We start from the raw sequence: 20,358 nt of genomic DNA, 5'->3' as shown, positions 1-20,358 counted from the left end.
AGAAGTGACACCGGACACCGGGTCAGGCAGCCGCCTGGCCCGGTGTCCGTACGTCCGGGCCGGGCGGCTCAGAACGTGTAGCCGAAGGCCTCGAGGTCGGCGGCGTACACCTCGGCGACCTTGTCGCGGGCGGCGGGGGAGTAGTAGTCGTGGTAGCCGCCGTGGGGCGACTTGTTGCGGTGCGGCACGCGGGTGGGCTCGGCGCCGAGGCGTCGCTCCACCTCTTGCAGATCCTCCGCGAATCGCTCGGTGCGGCCGACGAAGTCGACCTCGCGGTCGGGCGTGCGGAGGTAGTCGACCTGCGGCCGGCCGACGCGGGGCAGCTCCTCAGTGCCGCGCAGCACGAACTCCTCGAACCCGGAGTACGCGGCGGCGGCGCGCCACATGTCGTTGCCGCGCATCTTCACGGCGGCCTCACCCTGCGGCTTCCCGCTCGACGGGCCCCACTCGCGGTCCCAGTCGTCGATCATCGACCACCACGACACCATCCGCGCCCACGGGTTGCGGACGAAGCCGAACGACCAGTAGTCGGCCGTCCGGGGCTCCGCGCGGAGGATGCGCGCGTACGGCGCGTGCCGGCCGAGCGGCGGCGTGACCCCGGGCGTCTTGCTGCGCGCGTCGGGGCAGCAGCGCTCGAACGCGACGCCGACCGACACGCCGCCGGTCTTGGGCACGTGCACGAAGAGCGCGCGACGGGCGTCTGAGATCAACACGGCGCGAGGCTAACCCACTCACGGGTAGCAGGCAGAGCCGGTGACCGCGATGGGGGATGATCGGCGGGTGATGACGTTCCTGGGGCTCGGACCCGGCCGGGACTTCGTGCTCCTCGCCCTGCCGAAGACCGCGAGCACGTCGCTGGAGCGGACGCTGACGCCGTACGCCACCGAGGTCGTCGGCTCGCCGCCGGCCCAGAAGCACCTGCCGGCCCGCGGCTTCGTCCACACCCGGGCGGAGGAGCTGGCCTCGCAGGGTCACCCGCGCGAGTCGTACGAGCTGGTCACGATGTTCCGCGAGCCGATCGAGTGGCTGGAGTCGTGGTGGCGCTACCGGGCGCGTGATGCCAGCAAGCAGTCGACCGCTGACGTGACGTTCGAGGAGTTCGCCCTGCGCTACGTCGCGGGCGACGACGAGGCGCCCGTCCCCGCCGGCCGCCCGGCGAGGTTCATCCGCGCACAGGGAGCCGTCGCGGTGGACCGCATCTTCAGCGTCGACCGGCCGGAGGTGTGGTCGGCGTGGTTCGCCGAGCGGGTGGGCGAGCCGCTGGAGTTCGAGCGCCGCAACGTGTCCGCCGCCGAGCGCGGCGAGCTCACCGCGGACACGCGCGAGCGGCTCGAGGCATGGTTCGCACCGGAGTACGACGTGTGGCGGCGGCTCGACGACACGGGCGTGTGGTCCGGCGCACGCGGGACGAGGCTGGCGAAGCGGCCCCAGTAGGGGCTCAGGTCCCTAGTAGGTGTAGCCGAAGAGGTCGATGTCCTCGGCGTAGACCTCGGCGATGCGCTGGCGCGTCTCGTCGGTGTAGTAGTCGTGGTAGGTGCCGTGCTTGGACTTGTTCTTGTGCACCGGCGTCGTCGGCTCCAGGCCGAGCTGGACCTGCACGCGCTGGAGGTCGGCGACGAAGTTCTCCGTACGGCCGATGAAGTCGACCTCGCGCTCGAACTTCGGCGCGCGCAGGTAGGTGATCTGAGGGGCGCCGACGCGGGGGAGCTCCTCGGTGCCTCGCATGACGAACTCGTCGAAGCCGGAGTACGCCGCCGCAGCGCGCCACATTTCGTTGCCGTCGCGCATCGAGCCGTGCCGGACGTCCTGCGGTTTGCCGCTGGCCGGGCCGTGACGCCGGTCCCACGCGGAGATCATCGAGTACCACGACACCATGCGCGCCCACGGGTTGCGGACGAAGCCGAAGGTCCAGTAGTCGAGCACCTGCGGCTCATTGCGCAGGATCTTGCCGAGCGTCGCGTGGCGCCCGATCTTCTTGCTCACCTTGCGCGCGTCGGGGCAGGCCTCCTTGACCGTGTCCTCGACCGAGACGCCGCCCGTCTTCGGGACGTGGACGAAGAGGACCCTCTGGGAGTCGGAGATGAGCACGCGCCGAGGTTATCCCAGCGATCCGACGCCAGATGCCCTGAGCCCGGTCAGCTCTCCAGCGGCCAGCCGCGCTGCGCCCAGCCGTGGGTGCCACCGTCGACGTTGAGCGCGTTGAGCCCTTGGGCCCGCAGGTGGTCGACCACCTGGCGGCTGCGGCTGCCGACGGCGCAGATCACGAAGAACGGCGCGTCCTTCGGCAGCTCGGCGGCCCGCGCGGGGATGTCGTTCATCGGGATGTGGACGGCGCCGGGCACGCGTCCGCCCGCCACCTCGGCCGCCTCGCGGACGTCGACGACGTACGCACCCTGGCTGTGCGCCGCGGCGAAGTCGTCGAGGCCGACCTCGTCCTGGGGGCCGTTGGCGGCAGCCTCCTGCGCGGCCTCCACCTCCTGGCGTACGGCGTCCATGTCGAGCTCGCGGGCCTGGGCGATCACGCCGCCGAGCGCCTGCGGCGGCAGCGCGCCGGCCTGGTTGAAGAGCAGGACGCCGTCGCGGAAGAGCATCAGGGTGGGGATGGAGGTGATCGCCGCCATCTGGGCCAGCTGCTGCTCGGCCTCGGTGTCGACCTTGCCGAAGACGATGTCGGGGTTGTCCTCGGCCGCCTTCTCGAAGATCGGCGCGAATTGGCGGCACGGTCCGCACCAGGCAGCCCAGAAGTCGACGAGGACGATGCCCTCGCCGCTGACGGTCTGCTCGAAGTCGGCCAGGGTCAGCTCGCGGGTGCTCATGCCTCAAGCGTGCCACGGTTGCGCCGCCGACTCACGTCGGCGACCTACCAGCCGCGGGAGCGCCACTCCTCGAGGTGGGGCCGCTCGTCGCCGAGGACGCCGTCACCGCCGTGGCCGGGGTAGAACAGCGTCTCGTCGGGGAGCCGCCCGAAGATCTTGGTCTCGACCTCGCCGATGAGCTGGGTGAACGCGTCGGCGTTGCCGCGCGTCGCACCGACGCCGCCGGGGAAGAGGGAGTCGCCGGTGAAGAGGTGCGGCTCGGACGAGGCGGTGTGGTCGTCGAGGAGCAACGCGATCGAACCGGGCGTGTGGCCGGCGATGGGGATCACCAGGAGGTCGCAGGTGCCGACCGCGACCTTGTCGCCCTCCCCGACCCGGCGGTCGACGGTGACGCCGGTCTGCTCCTCGATGGCGTCGGCGTCGGGCGCCCCGGCCACCACGGTGGCGTCGGGATGGGCCGCCGCGACAGCGGCCAGGCCACGGTGGTGGTCCCAGTGCTGGTGCGTGGTGACGATCGAGGTGAGCGAGCGCTCGCCGATGAGCTCGAGCAGCCGCTCGGGCTCGGCGGCCGCGTCGATGAGCACCAGCTCGTCGGTCTCGCCGCAGTGGAGGAGATAGCAGTTGTTGGACATCTCCGGGTCGACCGCGACCTTGGTCAGGGTCAGGCAGCCGAGCGTACGGATGTGCGGCTCGCCGCCGGGGGACACGTCCCCTGTGTAGGACTCGTTCACCATGACTCCACCTCCGGGAGTGATCCTGTGTCGGACGAGACGCCCTCGCCGCTGCCGCGACCGGTGAGCCACCAGCCGATGGCGGCCGACGTGCCGGTCACGACGGGTCCGCCACCGCCCTCGCCGTAGTGCCAGGTGCGGTCGAGGTCGGTGGGTCGGGCCTCGAAGGGCGCGGGGTAGGGACGCTTGGTCATCGACTCCAGCAGGATGACGCGGAACGCCTCCGGCCAGTCGGCGGCGGTGTAGTCCGCTCCGAGGTCGGCGTGGTGGATCTCGGCCTCCCGCAGCCGCATGAGCGGCACCTGGGCGACGGAGATGTCCGTCCCGGCACCCGGCACCCGCTCGAACCGACCGTCCCAGTCGTCGTCGACCATCGCGCCGAGCGCCTCGCCCAGGACCCCGACCGACGTGAGGAACCGCTCGCGCAGGTCGGCCGGGTCGGTGGTCGCGAGCTCGGCGATGTCGCCGTTGCGCGCCTCCAGGGACGAGTACATCGTCCGCGGGTGGCCGAGGTGAGCTCCGTGGAGCACGCCTGCCAGTCCCTCCGCGTTGAGCGTCAGGTGCGCGACCACATGGGCGCGCGTCCAGTCGGGGAGGAGGGACGGCTCGGCGTACGCGTCGTCCGGGAGGCCGTCGACGGTGCGGACGAGTGCTTGGTCGGCCTCCGCGAGGAGGTCTGCGAGGTGGGGGGCGAGGCCCGCATCGTGCGTCACGGGACCCATCGTGCCACTCCGGGCCACCACCCCGCCGGGTGGACGATGGGCCCGCTGTCGGTAGGGGGTCATAGGGTGGTCCGGTGCGTCGGCTTGACCTCGGCGCGCCATCGAGACGAACATGTGTTCGACTCCATCACGCTCGTTGTCAAGGACCAGACAGAGGACCACAGTGGCCGACCAGCTCATCATCCGGGGCGCCCGTGAGCACAACCTGAAGGACGTCTCGCTCGACCTCCCGCGCGACTCCCTCATCGTGTTCACCGGACTCTCCGGGTCGGGCAAGTCCAGCCTCGCGTTCGACACGATCTTCGCCGAGGGCCAGCGCCGCTACGTCGAGTCGCTGTCGGCGTACGCCCGCCAGTTCCTCGGCCAGATGGACAAGCCCGACGTCGACTTCATCGAGGGCCTGAGCCCCGCGGTCAGCATCGACCAGAAGTCGACCTCCAAGAACCCGCGCTCCACGGTTGGCACGATCACCGAGGTCTACGACTATCTCCGCCTGCTCTACGCCCGCGCCGGTCGCGCCCACTGCCCGACCTGCGGCGCCCCGATCGAGCGGCAGACGCCGCAGCAGATCGTCGACCGGATCCTCGGCCTCGAGGAAGGTCGGCGCTTCCAGGTGCTCGCGCCCGTCATCCGCGGTCGCAAGGGGGAGTACGTCGAGCTGTTCCGCCAGCTGCAGCAGCAGGGGTTCAGCCGCGCGCGCGTCGACGGCGAGACCTACGGGCTCGACGAGCCGCCGACGCTCGACAAGAAGCTCAAGCACACGATCGAGGTCGTGATCGACCGCCTCGCGGTCAAGGAGTCCTCCAAGCGCCGGCTCACCGACTCGGTCGAGACCGCGCTCGGGCTCGCCGGCGGGCTGGTCGCGTTCGACTTCGTCGACCTCGACGCCAAGGACCCCGGCCGGGAGATGAAGTTCTCCGAGAAGATGTCGTGCCCCAATGACCACGCCATCGACACCGACGACCTCGAGCCCCGGTCGTTCTCCTTCAACTCGCCCTTCGGCGCCTGCACGGTGTGCTCCGGCCTCGGCACCAAGATGGAGGTCGACCCGGAGCTGGTGATCCCCGACGCCGGCGCCACCCTCGGCGAGGGCGCGATCGCGCCGTGGAGCGGCGCCCACGTCGCCGACTACTTCCTCCGCCTGGTCAACGCGCTCGGCGAGGAGCTCGGCTTCGACCTCAACACCCCGTGGGACAAGCTCTCGCCCACCGCACGTACGTCGCTCCTCGAGGGCCACAAGACCAAGGTCCACGTCGTCACGAAGAACCGCTACGGCCGCGAGCGCGCCTACTACGCCGCGTTCGAGGGCGTCCGCCCCTATGTCGAGCGTCGCCACAAGGAGGCGGAGTCCGACACGAGCCGCGAGCGGTTCGAGGGCTTCATGCGCGAGGTCCCGTGCCCCGCCTGCCAGGGCACCCGGCTCAAGCCGGTCTCGGTGTCGGTGACCCTCGGCGCCAAGGACCAGGGCGGCAAGAACATCGCCGAGGTCTGCGCGATGTCGATCGACGAGACGGCCGACTACCTCCGCACCGTCGAGCTCTCCGCCCGTGAGCGCCAGATCGGTGAGCGGGTGCTCAAGGAGATCCAGGAGCGCCTGCGGTTCCTGCTCGACGTCGGCCTCGACTACCTCTCGCTCGACCGGCCCAGCGGCTCGCTGTCCGGCGGCGAGGCCCAGCGCATCCGGCTCGCGACGCAGATCGGCGCCGGCCTCGTCGGCGTGCTCTACGTCCTCGACGAGCCCTCGATCGGCCTCCACCAGCGCGACAACCACCGGCTGATCGAGACCCTGCTCCGGCTCAAGGACCTCGGCAACACCCTGATCGTCGTCGAGCACGACGAGGACACCGTGCGCGTCGCCGACTGGGTCGTCGACATCGGCCCGGGCGCCGGCGAGCACGGCGGCCAGGTCGTCCACTCCGGCTCGGTCGAGGACCTGCTCACCCACCCCGACTCGATCACCGGCCAGTACCTCAGCGGTCGGCGCGAGATCCCGATCCCGGCCGTACGCCGCCCGCGCACCGTCGGTCGCGAGCTGACCGTCCACGGGGCGCGCGAGCACAACCTGCAGGACGTCGACGTCAGCTTCCCGCTCGGTGTCTTCACCGCCGTCACCGGCGTCTCGGGTTCCGGCAAGTCGACGCTCGTCAACGACATCCTCTACACGTCGCTGGCCAAGCAGATCTACAACGCCCGATCAGTGCCGGGCCGCCACACCAAGATCACCGGCCTCGAGCACGTCGACAAGGTCATCCATGTCGACCAGTCGCCGATCGGTCGCACCCCGCGCTCCAACCCGGCGACGTACACCGGCGTCTTCGACCACGTCCGTCGCCTCTTCGCCTCCACCCCGGAGGCCAAGATGCGCGGCTACCTCCAGGGTCGGTTCTCCTTCAACGTCAAGGGCGGGCGCTGCGAGGCGTGCGCGGGCGACGGCACGATCAAGATCGAGATGAACTTCCTGCCGGACGTCTACGTCCCGTGCGAGGTCTGCCACGGAGCCCGCTACAACCGCGAGACGCTCGAGGTCCACTACAAGGGCAAGACCATCGCCGAGGTCCTCGACATGCCGATCGAGGAGGCGGCCGACTTCTTCGCCGCCGTCCCGCCGATCGCGCGCCACATGACGACGCTCGGTGAGGTCGGGCTCGGCTACGTCCGTCTCGGCCAGCCGGCCACCACCCTCTCCGGCGGCGAGGCCCAGCGCGTCAAGCTCGCGAGCGAGCTCCAGAAGCGCTCGACCGGCCGCACGGTCTACGTCCTCGACGAGCCGACCACCGGCCTCCACTTCGAGGACATCCGCAAGCTCCTCCACGTGCTCTCCGGCCTCGTCGACAAGGGCAACACCGTGCTCGTGATCGAGCACAACCTCGACGTCATCAAGACCGCCGACTGGCTCATCGACATGGGTCCCGAGGGCGGGTCGCGCGGTGGCTACGTCGTGGCCGAGGGCACGCCCGAGGAGGTCGCGGCAGTCGGCGCGAGCTACACCGGCGCCTTCCTCAAGCCGATCCTCGAGGGGCGCGGGGCCAAGCAGCCCCGCGGCAAGGTCAAGCCGGTCGAGGTCACCCGGCCGATCACCAAGGCCGCGGCCAAGAAGGTGGCGGCGGCGGAGCGGGCGGCCAAGAAGGCGGCGGCAGCCCACGCTCCGGCCAAGAAGGCCGCTGCCAAGAAGGCGCCTGCCAAGAAGGCTGTCGCCAAGAAGGCCGTCGCGACGAGGTCGACGAAGAAGTAGTCACAGGGTCCTCACAGGTCCTCTGGCTAGTCTCTGACCGCATGAGCACCCCACGACGTTCATCTCCTCCGCTCCGCTCCCCCGAAGAACGCCGCGGGGACCCCGCATGACCGCCATCAACCGACGACGTGCCCTCTCCGGATCCGCAGCAGTGGCCGTCGGTGTCCCGCTGCTGGCCGCGTGCGGCGACGACTCCACCTCGACCGCCACCGACCCGTCCTCCTCGAGCGCTCCCTCCGAGGAGTCGTCCTCGCCGAGCGAGGACACCGGGTCCTCCGGGGGTGGCGCGGCGCTCGCCAGCACCTCCGACGTGCCGGTCGGCGGCTGCTTCGTGGTCGCGGCTTCCAAGATCGTCCTGACCCAGCCGACCGAGGGCGACTTCAAGGCGTTCACCGCCGTGTGCACCCACCAGGGCTGCCTGGTGGAGACGAGCACCGAGGGCGACATCCCGTGCCCGTGCCACGGCAGCAAGTTCTCCCTGGACGACGGCTCGCCCCAGTCCGGGCCGGCCAGTGCCGCGCTCGCCGCGGTGAAGATCACCGTCGACGGGGACTCGATCTCCCAGGCGTAGGACCGGCCGGCTGGTCCCCGAGGGTTTGAGGAGGCCAGCGCGGAGACATGATGCTCCCGACACGCCCTGACCAGTGGGCGCGCGCACAGGGGGAGCACCACATGTCACGTCGGGTTGTTCGAAGCACCACCATCGCGACGGCCGCCGCCGTCACCGCCGCCCTCCTGGCGCCGGCGCAGGGCGCGGCATCCGCGCAGCCCGCCCCGACGCGCGACACCGTCGAGGTCCGCGGCACGGTCGTCGTGCTGGCCGGCGAGGACGGCAACCCGGACCGCTACTCGCTGCTGCTGCCGTCGGGTCGCACCGTCGAACTCGCCGAGGGCTTCACCGCCGAGCCGCTGTCCCGGTTCGCCGGGACGGTCGCGCTGCCCGGCGCCGGCAGCGGTCGTACGCTCACCGGCTCGCTGCGGTCGCGGACGCTCGCCCGGGCGGCCTCGTCCGGCACCCCGCTCACCGTCGTCGACTCCCGGGTCGCCGCGCGCGCCCCGTCGGCGGCGGCCACGGCCCACACGACGTACGTCGCCCGGATCGTCAACTGGGGTGCCGACTTCAAGCAGACCGACCAGCAGATCCTCGACGGGCTCGGCCAGGCCCAGCAGTGGTGGGTCGGTCAGTCCGGCGGGGTGATCCCGACCTGGACCACCGCCTCCGGAATCGCCCCGGTCACCTCGGGCGCGAGCTCGTTCGAGGCGGGCTGCGGCCTCCGCAACAACGGCGACGGCTTCAGCGAGATCGCCGCGGATGTGGCCGGACAGGCCTTCCCCGGCGTGGACTTCTCCGGCCGCTCGCCGAACCACCTCGTGGTTGTGGTGCCCGACGGGTGCGGCGCCGGCGAGGCCAGCGGCCGCGGCCGCCTCGGCACCTCGCTGGCCAACGGCGGACCGGTGATCATCGAGGCCAACGCGGGCACGGGCTTCCGCACCGTCCTCGAGCACGAGTACGGCCACAACGTCGGCCTGCAGCACGCCAACAACGACATCGAGTACGGCGACCTCTACGAGGTGATGGGCACGTCGGTCGTCAACCGCCTCAGCCCCGCGCTCGGCACGATCTACCGCATGGAGCAGGGCATCCTCGCCGCCGGTGAGGCGGTCGACGGCTCTGCCGGCGGCACCTTCACGCTTGCTCCGCGCGCCTCGGCGAGCGGCCAGCGCGGGGTCCACTTCATCAACCCCGACGACGGCAAGCGCTACTTCGTCGACTACCGCGACGGTGCCGGTGCGGACGCCGGCACCTGCTACTCCGCGCCGGACACGTGCAACTACACGGGCGGCAAGTTCGGGCAGGGCTATCGGCCCGGCCTGGTCATCGAGCGCGAGGACGCCCTGCGCGGCGCCTACCTGGTCGGCACCTCCGGTGGCGATGGCTCGCTGCAGCTGAACGAGACCTGGACCAACCAGGGCGCCAGCGTCACGCTGACGGCGACCGGAGCCAACACGGTCCGGATCGACAGGACGGCCAAGCCGCCGCTCCCTGCCGGCTCTGTGACCATCGGCGCCCCCACCGTCAACCGCCAGGTGACGGCGTCGGTCTCGATCCCCGGCGCCACCGCGGCTCGCTACCAGTGGACCTTCAACGGTCAGGCGATCCCGCAGGCCGACGACTCGACGTACACCCCGTCCCCGGGGATGGCCGGTGGGACGCTCGGCGTCATCGCCACGGGCTACGCCGTGGGCCGCGACCCGAGTCCCCAGGCCCAGGCTTCCCAGGTGGTGGCTCCGGCGGACTGGTACGCCAGCGGTGAGCGCCGCTACGCCGAGATCAGCGGCAAGGCGCGCGTCGGCCAGACGCTGACCGCGCTCGGCCTCGACTGGGTGGACTACTTCGGCGACAAGCCCGCCGGCTACGCGCCGACATACAAGTGGACGCGCAACGGCAAGGCCATCAAGGGCGCCACGGCGGCGACGTACCGGCTGACGGCCAAGGACCTCGGCAAGAGGATCCAGGTCCTGGAGTATCCCCGCGCGACCGGGTTCGCGACGAACGACTACTCGCGGTCGGAGTCCACGCGCAAGGTGCGCATCGGCAAGCTGGCCTCGCCGCGGCCCACGATCGGCGGCAAGGCCAAGGTGGGCAAGCGCGTCGTGGCGCGGACGTCGGGCTGGACCAACGGGACGAAGTTCCGCTACCAGTGGTTCTCCGACAAGTTGGCGATCCGCGGTGCCACGGGCAAGAAGCTCCGCATCACCCGCTCGCTGAAGGGCGACAAGCTCAAGGTCAAGGTCACCGGGACCAAGAAGGCGTTCAAGAAGGCCAGCGCGACGTCGCGGGCCACGAAGATCAAGTGACGCTCGGCTGAGCCCACCCGGGCGGCCTCCGGTGTCGGGGGCCGCCCGTAGGGTTGGCGGGTGGCCACGCCGAGCTCCTATCGACCCGCGCCCGGGTCGATTCCCACCCGCCCGGGGGTCTACCGGTTCCGCGACGCCAAGGGTCGCGTGATCTACGTCGGCAAGGCCAAGAGCCTGCGCGCTCGCCTGTCGTCCTACTTCCAGGACATCGGCAACCTGCACCCCCGTACGGCGACCATGGTCAGCACCGGCGCCAGCGTCGAGTGGACCGTCGTCGACACCGAGGTCGAGGCGCTTCAGCTGGAGTACAGCTGGATCAAGGAGTTCGACCCGCGCTTCAACGTCAAGTACCGCGACGACAAGTCCTACCCGTGGCTCGCGGTCACGGTCGGCGACGAGTTCCCGCGCGTGATGGTCGGGCGCGGCGCCAAGCGCAAGGGCACCCGCTACTTCGGCCCCTACAGCCACGCCTGGGCCATCCGCGAGACCGTCGACATCCTGCTGCGCGTCTTCCCGATGCGCTCGTGCTCCAACGGCGTCTTCAAGCGCTCGGCGCAGATCGGCCGGCCGTGCCTCCTCGGCTACATCGACAAGTGCTCGGCCCCCTGCGTCGGCAACGTCTCCGAGGAGGAGCACCGCCGCATCGTCGACGACTTCTGCGACTTCATGGGCGGCCAGACCAAGCCGTTCATGGCGCGGATCCGCAAGGAGATGTACGCCGCCAGCGAGGCGCTCGACTTCGAGAAGGCCGCTCGGCTGCGCGACGACCTCGGCGCCATGGAGCGGGCCCTGGAGAAGCAGGCGGTCGTGCTGGGCGACGGCGCCGACGCCGACGTGATCGCCCTCGTCGAGGACCCGCTCGAGGTGGCTGTCCAGATCTTCTACGTCCGGGGCGGCCGGATCCGCGGTCAGCGAGGCTGGGTGGCCGACCGGATGGACGAGGGCGGCACGCCCGAGCTCGTCCAGGACTTCCTGCTGCAGCTCTACGGCGGCGTCGGCCACGACGACAGCGGGGACACGATCCCGCGCGAGGTGCTGGTGCCGATGCTCCCGCCGGACGCCGGCGTGCTGGAGGAGCTGCTGTCCGAGCGGCGGGGGAGCAAGGTGGCGATCCGGGTGCCGCAGCGCGGTGACAAGCGCGACCTGCAGCAGACCGTCGCCAACAACGCCGCGCAGGCGCTCGCGCTCCACAAGACCAAGCGCGCCAGCGACCTCACCACCCGCAACCGCGCGCTCGAGGAGATCCAGAAGGCGCTCGCCCTCGACGAGGTGCCGCTGCGCATCGAGTGCTACGACGTCTCCAACCTCCAGGGCACCGAGGTGGTCGCGTCGATGGTCGTCTTCGAGGACGGCCTGTCCCGCAAGTCGGAGTACCGGCGCTTCGTCATCCGCGGCGTCGACGGGCAGAACGACGTCGCGTCCATGCACGAGGTGATCACCCGACGGTTCAAGCGACTGCTCGACGAGCAGGCGCGGAGCGAGACGGTGGCGACCGACTCCGGCCCCATGCTCGTCGATCCTGAAACAGGTCGCCCGCGCAAGTTCGCGTACGCCCCCTCGCTCGTCGTGGTCGACGGCGGCCCGCCCCAGGTGGCCGCCGCCCAGCAGGCGCTCGCCGAGCTCGGCGTCAACGACATCCCGGTCTGCGGGTTGGCCAAGCGGCTCGAGGAGGTGTGGCTGCCGGGGGAGGAGGACCCGGTGATCATGGCGCGCACCAGCGAGGGCCTCTACCTGCTGCAGCGGATCCGCGACGAGGCCCACCGCTTCGCGATCAACCACCACCGCGGCCGCCGCTCCAAGTCGATGGTCGAGAGCATGCTCGACGACGTGCCCGGCCTCGGCGAGGTCCGCCGCAAGACGCTGCTCAAGCACTTCGGGTCGCTCAAGAAGCTGCGCGAGGCCGAGCCCGACGCGATCGCGCTCGTGCCGGGCATCGGCCCGCGGACGGCGACGGCGATCAAGGATGCGGTCGCGAAGGCCGACGCGACCCGCAAGACTGCGTCCCAGCCGCGGGTCAACACGGCCACCGGCGAGCTGCTCGAGGAGGACTGAGGACATGGTCGAGGCGACACCCGGCGAGCTGGTGATCGTCACCGGGATGACCGGTGCCGGCCGCAGCACGGCCGCCAAGGAGCTCGAGGACCTCGGCTACTTCGTGGTCGACAACCTCCCACCGACGCTGGTGCGCGACGTCGTGCGGCTCGTCGACGACAGCCGCGGCATCGACCAGCCGATCGCGGTCGTGGTCGACGTACGGTCGGGCTCGTTCTTCGACTCCCTCCAGGCCAACCGGCACCAGCAGGTCACCGGGCGCCCGACGACGCTGCTGTTCCTCGAGGCCACCGAGGACGTCCTCGTGCGCCGGCAGGAGGCGGCCCGCCGGCCGCACCCGCTCCAGGGCAGCGGTCGCCTGCTCCACGGCCTCCAGCGCGAGCGGGTCGCGATGGCCGACATCCGCGGCGACGCCGACGTGCTGCTCGACACCTCGAACTTCAACGTCCACGAGCTGCAGGACCGCATCGCCGAGCTCTTCGGCACCGCGGCCTCGACGCGGCTCAAGGTGACGGTGATCAGCTTCGGCTTCAAGTACGGCATCCCCGTGGACGCCGACTGGGTGGCCGACATGCGGTTCCTGCCCAACCCCCACTGGGTGCCCGAGCTGCGACCGCAGAACGGTCGGGACTCCGCCGTCGCCGACTACGTCCTGTCCCAACCCGGTGCCAGCACCTTCCTGGAGCAGTACCTCCCCGTCCTCGGCACGGTCGCCGAGGGCTACGTCCGCGAGGGCAAGCGGTTCATGCAGGTCGCCGTGGGCTGCACCGGCGGCAAGCACCGCAGCGTGGCCATGACGGAGGCGATCGCCGCGCGGCTCCGCGACGGCGGCTACGACGTACGGACCGCCCACCGCGACCTCGGCAGGGAGTGACGTGGCCCGCGGGACCGCGCAGGCCGCGGTCGCCCTGGGCGGCGGGCACGGACTGTTCGCCACCCTGTCCGCACTCCGCCGGCTCCACGACGACCTCACGATCGACGACCTGACGGCAGTCGTGACCGTCGCCGACAACGGCGGCTCGTCGGGCCGGCTGCGGGGCGAGTTCGGGGTGCTCCCTCCGGGAGACCTGCGGATGGCGCTCGCCGCCCTCTGTGGCGATGACGAGTGGGGCCGGACGTGGGCCGACGTCCTGCAGCACCGTTTCGCTGGTGAGGGCGAGATGCAGGGGCACGTCGTCGGCAACCTCCTGATCGTGTCGCTGTGGGAGCTGATGGGTGACCACGTCCGCGCGCTCGACTGGGTGGGGCGCCTCCTCGGCGCCCACGGCCGGGTGCTCCCGATGGCGACCACGCCGATGGACATCTCCGCACGGGTGCGGGGCGCCGATCCCGCACGCCCGGACGACATCACCGTCGTCCGCGGCCAGGTCGAGGTCGCCACGACCGACGGCCAGATCGAGTCCGTCGCGCTCGTCCCCGAGGATCCCGAGGCCTGCGAGGAGGCGATGGCGGCCATCCGCGCGGCCGAGTGGGTCGTGCTGGGGCCGGGATCGTGGTTCTCCTCGGTCATCCCGCACCTGATGGTGCCGGGACTGCGGCGCGCGCTGGCCGAGACCGAGGGTCGGCTCATCGTCGTGCTCAACCTCGAGGCACAGGCGGGGGAGACGACCGGTTTCGGGCCGGCCGACCACCTCGCGGTGCTCTACGAGCACGCCCCCGACCTCACCGTGCACGCCGTCCTCGTGGACTCCTCGGCCGTGGGCGGCGACCGCGAGCGGCTGGAGAAGGTCGTCGCCGACCGGGGTGCCCGGCTGGTCGTCGAGGACATCGCCGTACCGGGGGAGCCACGGCACGATCCCGACCTGCTCGCGGCCGCTTTCGGGCGCATCGTCGAGGGCAGCTGAGGCGTCTCCACCTCGCCGGTCGAGGGTCGTTGACCAGCATGGCAGGATTCCGTCCATGGCAATGACGGCACAGGTGAAGGCCGAGCTCGCCTCCACCCAGATCACCAAGACCTGCTGCCGCAAGGCCGAGGTCGCCTCGATGCTCCGATTCGCGGGCGGTCTCCACATCGTGAGTGGTCGGATCGTGGTCGAGGCCGAGCTCGACACGGGTGCGGCGGCCCGCCGGCTGCGCAAGGACATCTCCGAGGTCTACGGCCACCCCTCCGACGTCGTGATGGTGCAGGGCAACGGCATCCGCAAGGGCAGCCGCTACATCGTCCGGGTCACCAAGGACGGTGAGGCGCTCGCCCGGCAGACCGGCCTGCTCGACCAGCGCGGTCGCCCCGTACGCGGTCTGCCGCCTGCTGTCGTCAGTGGCGGCGGCTGTGACGCCGTGGCCGCCTGGCGCGGTGCGTTCCTGGCCCACGGGTCGCTCACCGAGCCCGGTCGCTCGTCGTCGCTCGAGATCACCTGCCCCGGCCCCGAGGCGGCCCTCGCGATCGTGGGTGTCGCCCGCCGGCTCGGCATCTCGGCCAAGGCACGCGAGGTGCGCGGCGTCGACCGGGTCGTCATCCGCGACGGCGACGCCATCGGCGCCCTGCTGACCCGCCTCGGCGCCCACGAGTCGCTGATGGCGTGGGAGGAGCGCCGGATGCGCCGCGAGGTGCGCGCGACCGCCAACCGCCTGGCCAACTTCGACGACGCCAACCTGCGCCGCTCGGCGCGCGCCGCGGTCGCCGCCGGGGCCCGGGTGGAGCGGGCGCTCGAGATCCTCAGCGACGAGATCCCCGACCACCTCCGCCAGGCCGGCCACCTCCGCCTCGAGCACAAGCAGGCCTCCCTGGAGGAGCTCGGCCAGCTCCACGAGCCGGTGCTGACCAAGGACGCGATCGCCGGGCGCATCCGTCGCCTGCTCGCGATGGCCGACAAGCGCGCCGAGGAGCTCGGCATCCCCGACACCGAGTCGTCGCTGACCCCGGAAATGCTCGCCGAGGATGCTTGAGCAGTCGGGGCGAAACCAGCTGAGCCGCTGACTCGCCCGACGTACGCCGTTGTGACGCTCGTCCCGAGTATTGGAACGATCCAAGTTACCTGTCCGTACCGCGGAAGACTCCGCACATCGGGCTCATCGGCAACCGATAAGGTCGGAGCCGGTCACCAAAGGCCAGAGTTGTCCACGGGGTCACTGAAGGCCCCACACCAAGGAGACATGCACCCATGACCGTTCGCGTAGGCATCAACGGCTTCGGCCGCATCGGCCGCAACTTCTTCCGCGCCGTCCGCGCCTCGGGCGCCGACATCGAGATCGTCGGCGTCAACGACCTCACCGACAACGCGGTGCTGGCGCACCTGCTCAAGTACGACTCGATCCTGGGTCGCCTCGACGCCGACGTGTCGAGCGACGAGTCCTCGATCAAGGTCGGCGACCAGGTCATCCGCGCCTTCGCCGAGCGCGACCCCGCCAACATCCCGTGGGGCGACCTCGACGTCGACGTCGTCGTCGAGTCGACCGGATTCTTCACCGACGCCACCAAGGCCAAGGCCCACATCGACGCCGGCGCCAAGAAGGTCATCATCTCGGCGCCCGCCTCCAACGAGGACATCACCATCGTGATGGGCGTCAACCACGAGGACTACGACGCAGCGTCGCACCACGTCATCTCCAACGCGTCCTGCACGACCAACTGCCTCGGCCCGATGGCCAAGGCGCTCAACGACGAGCTCGGCATCGTCAAGGGCCTGATGACCACCATCCACGCCTACACCGCCGACCAGAACCTGCAGGACAACATCCACAAGGACCTGCGTCGCGCCCGGGCGGCCGCGCTCAACATCATCCCCACCTCGACCGGTGCCGCCAAGGCCATCGGCCTCGTGCTCCCCGAGCTCAAGGGCAAGCTCGACGGCTTCGCGCTCCGCGTGCCCGTGCCGACGGGCTCGGCCACCGACCTCACCTTCGAGGCCGGCCGTGAGACCACGGTCGAGGAGGTCAACGCGATCATCGAGAAGGCCGCCGACGGCGTCTTCCTCAAGTACTCGACCGACCCGATCGTGTCCTCCGACATCGTCACCGACCCGGCCTCGTGCATCTTCGACGCCCCGCTGACCAAGGTCATCGGCAACCAGGTGAAGGTCGTCGGCTGGTACGACAACGAGTGGGGCTACTCCAACCGCCTCGTCGACCTGATCGGTCACGTCGGCGCGACGCTCTGACCACGATGTCGACCACTGCAGGCATCGAGTCCCTGGGTGACCTGACGGGCAAGCGCGTCCTGGTCCGCTCGGACCTCAACGTGCCCCTCGACGGCACCACCATCACCGACGACGGCCGCATCCGCGCCAGCGTCCCGACGATCGCGCAGCTGTCCGACGCGGGTGCCCGGGTGGTCGTCACCGCCCACCTGGGCCGCCCCGACGGCTCGCCGGACCCGAAGTACTCCCTCGGGCCGGTGGCCGCGCGGCTCTCCGAGCTGCTCGAGCGGCCCGTGGCGTTCGCGACCGACACCGTGGGTGCGAGCGCCTCGGAGACTGTCGCCGGGCTCCAGGACGGCGACATCGCCGTGCTCGAGAACGTCCGCTTCAACGACGGCGAGACCAGCAAGGACGACGCCATCCGCGGCTCGTTCGCCGACCAGCTCGCGCAGCTGGCCGACGCGTTCGTCTCCGACGGCTTCGGTGTCGTGCACCGCAAGCAGGCCAGCGTGTACGACGTCGCGCTCCGGCTGCCGTCGGCGATGGGCGGCCTGGTCGCTGCGGAGGTCGAGGTGCTGCGCAAGCTCACCGAGCACCCGGAGCGCCCCTACGTCGTCGTCCTCGGCGGCTCGAAGGTCTCCGACAAGCTCGGCGTGATCGACAACCTGATCGACAAGGCCGACAAGATCCTCATCGGTGGCGGCATGGTCTTCACCTTCCTCAAGGCCCAGGGCCACGAGGTCGGCAAGAGCCTGCTCGAGGAGGACCAGCTCGACACCTGCACCCGCTACCTCGAAGAGGCCGCGGACCGGGGCGTCGAGATCGTCCTGCCGACCGACGTCGTCGTCGACACGGCGTTCCCGTCCGACGACCGCGCGCCCGAGCCCAGCGTCGTACCCGCGACCGAGATCCCGGCCGACGCACTCGGTCTCGACATCGGGCCCGAGTCGGCGCGGGCCTTCGCGGCCGCGCTGGCCGACGCGAAGACGGTGTTCTGGAACGGCCCGATGGGCGTCTTCGAGGTCGACGCGTTCGCCGAGGGCACGCGTGCCGTCGCGCAGGCGCTGACCGAGGTGGACGGCCTCTCCGTCGTCGGCGGCGGCGACTCGGCCGCGGCCGTACGCCAGCTGGGCTTCGACGAGGCCGCGTTCGGCCACATCTCCACGGGCGGCGGCGCCTCGCTGGAGTTCCTGGAGGGCAAGGAGCTCCCGGGCATCGCTGTACTCGAAAGGGACTGACCGTGGCTCCGAAGAACGACCGCACCCCGCTGATGGCGGGCAACTGGAAGATGAACCTCAACCACCAGGAAGCGGTGGTGATGGTCCAGAAGCTCGCCTGGACGCTGTCCGACAAGCGCCACGACTACGGCAAGGTCGAGGTCGTCGTGGTCCCGCCGTTCACCGACATCCGCTCGGTGCAGACGATGGTCGACGGCGACCGACTGTCGATCCGCTACGGCGCGCAGGACGTGTCCGTCCACGACGACGGCGCGTACACGGGTGAGATCTCCGCGGCGATGCTCAGCAAGCTGGGCTGCTCCTACGTCGTGGTCGGCCACTCCGAGCGGCGGATGCACCACCAGGAGAGCGACGAGCTGGTCAACGCCAAGGCTCACAAGTCACTCGCGGCGGGGATGACCCCGATCGTGTGCGTGGGCGAGGGGCTCGACGTGCGCCAGGCAGGCGAGCACGTGCCCTTCACGCTGTCGCAGGTCGACGGCTCGCTCGACGGCTTCACCGCCGAGCAGGTCGCCGGCCTCGTCGTGGCGTACGAGCCGGTGTGGGCCATCGGCACCGGCGAGGTGGCCACGCCCGACGACGCGCAGGAGGTCTGCGCGGCCATCCGCGAGCGCGTACGCGAGGTGCACGGCGACGGCGCTGCCGACTCGCTGCGGATCCTCTACGGCGGTTCGGTCAAGGCCGCCAACGTGGGCGGGATCATGGAGAAGGTCGACGTCGACGGGTGCCTCGTCGGCGGCGCCAGCCTGCAGGTCGACGAGTTCGGCGGCATCTGCCGCTTCTACGACATGCCCGTGCTGTGAGGCGCCGCTCACTTCGCCGTGGTCGTGACGTAGGCTTCCGCTCGTGATTCTGCTGTTCACCGTCCTGCTCGTTCTAGCGAGCGCGATCATGATCCTGCTGGTGCTGCTCCACAAGGGCCGCGGTGGTGGCCTCTCCGACATGTTCGGTGGTGGCGTCTCCAGCAGCCTGGGGGGATCGTCGGTTGCCGAGCGCAACCTCGATCGGTTCACGGTCGGTGTCGGCGTCATCTGGTTCGCATGCATCGTCGCCCTGGGCCTTCTCAAGGCCTACGCGGGCAACTGAGTCCCCCCACTCTTTCGAAGGAGCCGTCGTGGCTGGTGCTGGAAACGCGATCCGGGGTAGCCGGGTCGGAGCGGGCCCGATGGGTGAGGCCGAGCGCGGTGATGCCGCGCCGCGGCAGACCGTCACCTACTTCTGCAGCCACGACCACCGCTCGGTCGTGACGTTCGCCATCGAGGCCAACGTGCCCGAGTCGTGGGACTGCCCCAAGTGCGGCCTCCCGGCCAGCCTGGACAGCGAGAACCCGCCCCCGGCGCCGAAGATCGAGCCGTACAAGACGCACCTCGCCTACGTGAAGGAGCGTCGCAGCGAGACCGAGGCGGCCGACATCCTTGACGAGGCCGTCGCCCTCCTCCGCAGCCGCCGCAAGGCCGGCGAGATCATCTTCTGACCGGGCACTTCGTGCCCGTCTGGCAGGGTGACCGGGCACTTCGTGCCCGTCTGGCGAGGTGACCGGGCACTTCGTGCCCGTTTGGCGAGGTGACCGGGCACGTCGTGCCCGAGGCTGTGGATGACGCGAGCGGCGTCAGGTGCATAGGCGGCACAGTGGTCGCATGCACGTCATGCCACCCTGGGCTCGAGATGCTGTCCTCCTTGGCAGCGACGCGCCAGTTCCGTTGGACCGTCCGTTCACGGCTGTCGAAGCCGACGACCTCGGCATCGGCGCAAGCCTCCGGCGTCGACTCGTGGAGCGAGGGCTCCTCAGGCCTCTGCTCCGGGGCGTCTTCGTGGCCGGTCAGGTCGAGGACTCGCTGAAGTTGCGTGTGCGCGCCTTGAAGCTGATCGTGCCCGACCACGCGGTTGTCGTGGACCGTACGGCCGCTTGGGTCCACGGGGTTGACGCGCTGCCTCGCTCCGCGATCCATTTGATGCCCGAGCTGGACCTCTTCAGCAGCACTGGCAGCCGGATGCGGCGCCCCGGCGTCACCAGCGGCATCCGAGCCTTCGAGCCACGGGACCTGACGGTGATCGAAGGCCTCCAGGTGACCTCCCAGCTCCGGACTGCGTGCGACCTCGGTCGGTTGTTGTGGCGCTTCGATGCACTCGGTGCCATCGACGGGTTCCTGCGTCAGGGCCTCGACCATGACAGGTTGCTCGCCGAGATCGATCGCTTCAAGGGCTTTCGCGGCGTTCTCCAGCTCCGCGAGCTCGCGCCGCTCGGAGATCGCAAGGCCGAGTCACAGCCCGAGAGCGCACTGCGCCTGCACTGGTTCGACGCCGACATCGGGACGCCCGAGACGCAGATCTGGGTGTACGACGACGACGGCACGCCGAAGTACCGCATCGACGTAGGCAACTCCGAGGTCTCCTACGGCGGCGAGTACTTCGGCGAGCAGTTCCATGGCGAGGAGGAGCGGGTGCACGACGATGGCCGGATCGCCTGGCTCGAGGAACGGCGCAACTGGAACATCGACGTCTTCACCAAGGTCCACGTCTATGGGAGAGAACTGGTGGCGGCCGACCGCTTGAGACATGGGTTCATGCGAGCTGATAAGGCACAGCCTGGTCGACACACCTCGTACATCGACCTCTCGCGTTGAGCGGACGG

19 protein-coding genes are annotated in these 20,358 nt (G+C 70.5%); 14 read left to right on the top strand and 5 right to left on the bottom strand.

The window, feature by feature from the left end:
- Positions 1-68 precede the first annotated feature (68 nt).
- A complete protein-coding gene (locus EUA94_RS03980) occupies positions 69-713 on the bottom strand; it encodes a sulfotransferase family 2 domain-containing protein (RefSeq protein ID WP_129424928.1) in 645 nt (214 codons plus the stop codon).
- A gap of 67 nt (positions 714-780) precedes the next feature.
- Here EUA94_RS03980 and EUA94_RS03975 point away from each other — a divergent pair, with 67 nt between their 5' ends.
- Complete coding sequence (locus EUA94_RS03975; protein ID WP_129424926.1) at positions 781-1,434, top strand: sulfotransferase family protein; 654 nt, start codon at positions 781-783, stop codon at positions 1,432-1,434.
- Positions 1,435-1,446: 12 nt separating this feature from the next.
- On the opposite strand, the gene EUA94_RS03970 is transcribed toward EUA94_RS03975, so the two are convergent.
- From EUA94_RS03970 to EUA94_RS03955, 4 genes are read right to left on the bottom strand one after another with little or no spacing between them, the layout of a single operon-like run.
- The gene (locus EUA94_RS03970) at positions 1,447-2,088 is read right to left on the bottom strand and encodes a sulfotransferase family 2 domain-containing protein (protein WP_129424924.1); all 642 of its coding nucleotides are present in this window, start codon (positions 2,086-2,088) and stop codon (positions 1,447-1,449) included.
- A 47-nt stretch (positions 2,089-2,135) separates the two neighbouring features.
- The gene (gene trxA / locus EUA94_RS23030; RefSeq protein ID WP_165356790.1) at positions 2,136-2,816 is read right to left on the bottom strand and encodes a thioredoxin; all 681 of its coding nucleotides are present in this window, start codon (positions 2,814-2,816) and stop codon (positions 2,136-2,138) included.
- A 44-nt stretch (positions 2,817-2,860) separates the two neighbouring features.
- The gene (locus EUA94_RS03960; RefSeq protein ID WP_129424922.1) at positions 2,861-3,550 is read right to left on the bottom strand and encodes an MBL fold metallo-hydrolase; all 690 of its coding nucleotides are present in this window, start codon (positions 3,548-3,550) and stop codon (positions 2,861-2,863) included.
- The gene (locus EUA94_RS03955; protein ID WP_165356789.1) at positions 3,544-4,260 is read right to left on the bottom strand and encodes a maleylpyruvate isomerase family mycothiol-dependent enzyme; all 717 of its coding nucleotides are present in this window, start codon (positions 4,258-4,260) and stop codon (positions 3,544-3,546) included. Before EUA94_RS03955 ends, EUA94_RS03960 begins: the two co-directional genes overlap by 7 nt.
- A 172-nt stretch (positions 4,261-4,432) precedes the next feature.
- On the opposite strand from EUA94_RS03955, the gene uvrA reads away from it, so the two are divergent.
- The 13 genes from uvrA (at position 4,433) to EUA94_RS03890 (ending at position 20,350) form a co-directional block, all read left to right on the top strand.
- On the top strand, positions 4,433-7,501 hold the full coding sequence (uvrA, locus tag EUA94_RS03950; protein ID WP_129424918.1) for an excinuclease ABC subunit UvrA: 3,069 nt from the start codon (positions 4,433-4,435) through the stop codon (positions 7,499-7,501).
- A gap of 106 nt (positions 7,502-7,607) precedes the next feature.
- Positions 7,608-8,072: a Rieske (2Fe-2S) protein gene (locus EUA94_RS03945; protein ID WP_207210382.1), complete on the top strand. Its 465-nt coding sequence runs from the start codon at positions 7,608-7,610 to the stop codon at positions 8,070-8,072.
- Between the two features lie 101 nt (positions 8,073-8,173).
- Positions 8,174-10,360: a hypothetical protein gene (locus tag EUA94_RS03940; RefSeq protein WP_129424916.1), complete on the top strand. Its 2,187-nt coding sequence runs from the start codon at positions 8,174-8,176 to the stop codon at positions 10,358-10,360.
- Between the two features lie 60 nt (positions 10,361-10,420).
- Complete coding sequence (gene uvrC / locus EUA94_RS03935) at positions 10,421-12,412, top strand: excinuclease ABC subunit UvrC (protein WP_129424914.1); 1,992 nt, start codon at positions 10,421-10,423, stop codon at positions 12,410-12,412.
- 4 nt (positions 12,413-12,416) lie between these two features.
- The gene (rapZ, locus tag EUA94_RS03930; protein WP_129424912.1) at positions 12,417-13,286 is read left to right on the top strand and encodes an RNase adapter RapZ; all 870 of its coding nucleotides are present in this window, start codon (positions 12,417-12,419) and stop codon (positions 13,284-13,286) included.
- A gap of 1 nt (position 13,287) precedes the next feature.
- Positions 13,288-14,256: a gluconeogenesis factor YvcK family protein gene (locus tag EUA94_RS03925; protein WP_129424910.1), complete on the top strand. Its 969-nt coding sequence runs from the start codon at positions 13,288-13,290 to the stop codon at positions 14,254-14,256.
- Positions 14,257-14,311: 55 nt separating this feature from the next.
- Positions 14,312-15,298 carry a DNA-binding protein WhiA gene (gene whiA / locus EUA94_RS03920; RefSeq protein ID WP_129424908.1) on the top strand — a complete coding sequence of 329 codons (987 nt, stop codon included), beginning with the start codon at positions 14,312-14,314 and terminating at the stop codon, positions 15,296-15,298.
- A gap of 215 nt (positions 15,299-15,513) precedes the next feature.
- Positions 15,514-16,509, top strand: a complete 996-nt coding sequence (gene gap, locus EUA94_RS03915; RefSeq protein WP_129424906.1) for a type I glyceraldehyde-3-phosphate dehydrogenase — start codon at positions 15,514-15,516, stop codon at positions 16,507-16,509.
- 5 nt (positions 16,510-16,514) lie between these two features.
- Positions 16,515-17,726: a phosphoglycerate kinase gene (locus EUA94_RS03910; protein ID WP_129424904.1), complete on the top strand. Its 1,212-nt coding sequence runs from the start codon at positions 16,515-16,517 to the stop codon at positions 17,724-17,726.
- A gap of 32 nt (positions 17,727-17,758) precedes the next feature.
- Positions 17,759-18,529, top strand: coding sequence for a triose-phosphate isomerase (tpiA, locus tag EUA94_RS03905; RefSeq protein WP_207210398.1), 771 nt, complete (start codon positions 17,759-17,761; stop codon positions 18,527-18,529).
- Between the two features lie 43 nt (positions 18,530-18,572).
- On the top strand, positions 18,573-18,812 hold the full coding sequence (secG, locus tag EUA94_RS03900) for a preprotein translocase subunit SecG (protein WP_129424900.1): 240 nt from the start codon (positions 18,573-18,575) through the stop codon (positions 18,810-18,812).
- Between the two features lie 28 nt (positions 18,813-18,840).
- Entirely contained in the window at positions 18,841-19,200 is a 360-nt protein-coding gene (locus tag EUA94_RS03895; RefSeq protein WP_129424898.1) for an RNA polymerase-binding protein RbpA, read from the top strand.
- Positions 19,201-19,678: 478 nt separating this feature from the next.
- The gene (locus tag EUA94_RS03890) at positions 19,679-20,350 is read left to right on the top strand and encodes a hypothetical protein (RefSeq protein ID WP_165356787.1); all 672 of its coding nucleotides are present in this window, start codon (positions 19,679-19,681) and stop codon (positions 20,348-20,350) included.
- Positions 20,351-20,358: the final 8 nt, after the last annotated feature.

Origin of the sequence: Nocardioides zhouii (genome assembly GCF_004137345.1) — a bacterium.
Taxonomy (GTDB): domain Bacteria; phylum Actinomycetota; class Actinomycetes; order Propionibacteriales; family Nocardioidaceae; genus Nocardioides; species Nocardioides zhouii.
The sequence above is the reverse complement of the archived record's forward strand: the minus strand, read 5'-3'. Positions and strand labels throughout refer to the sequence as shown.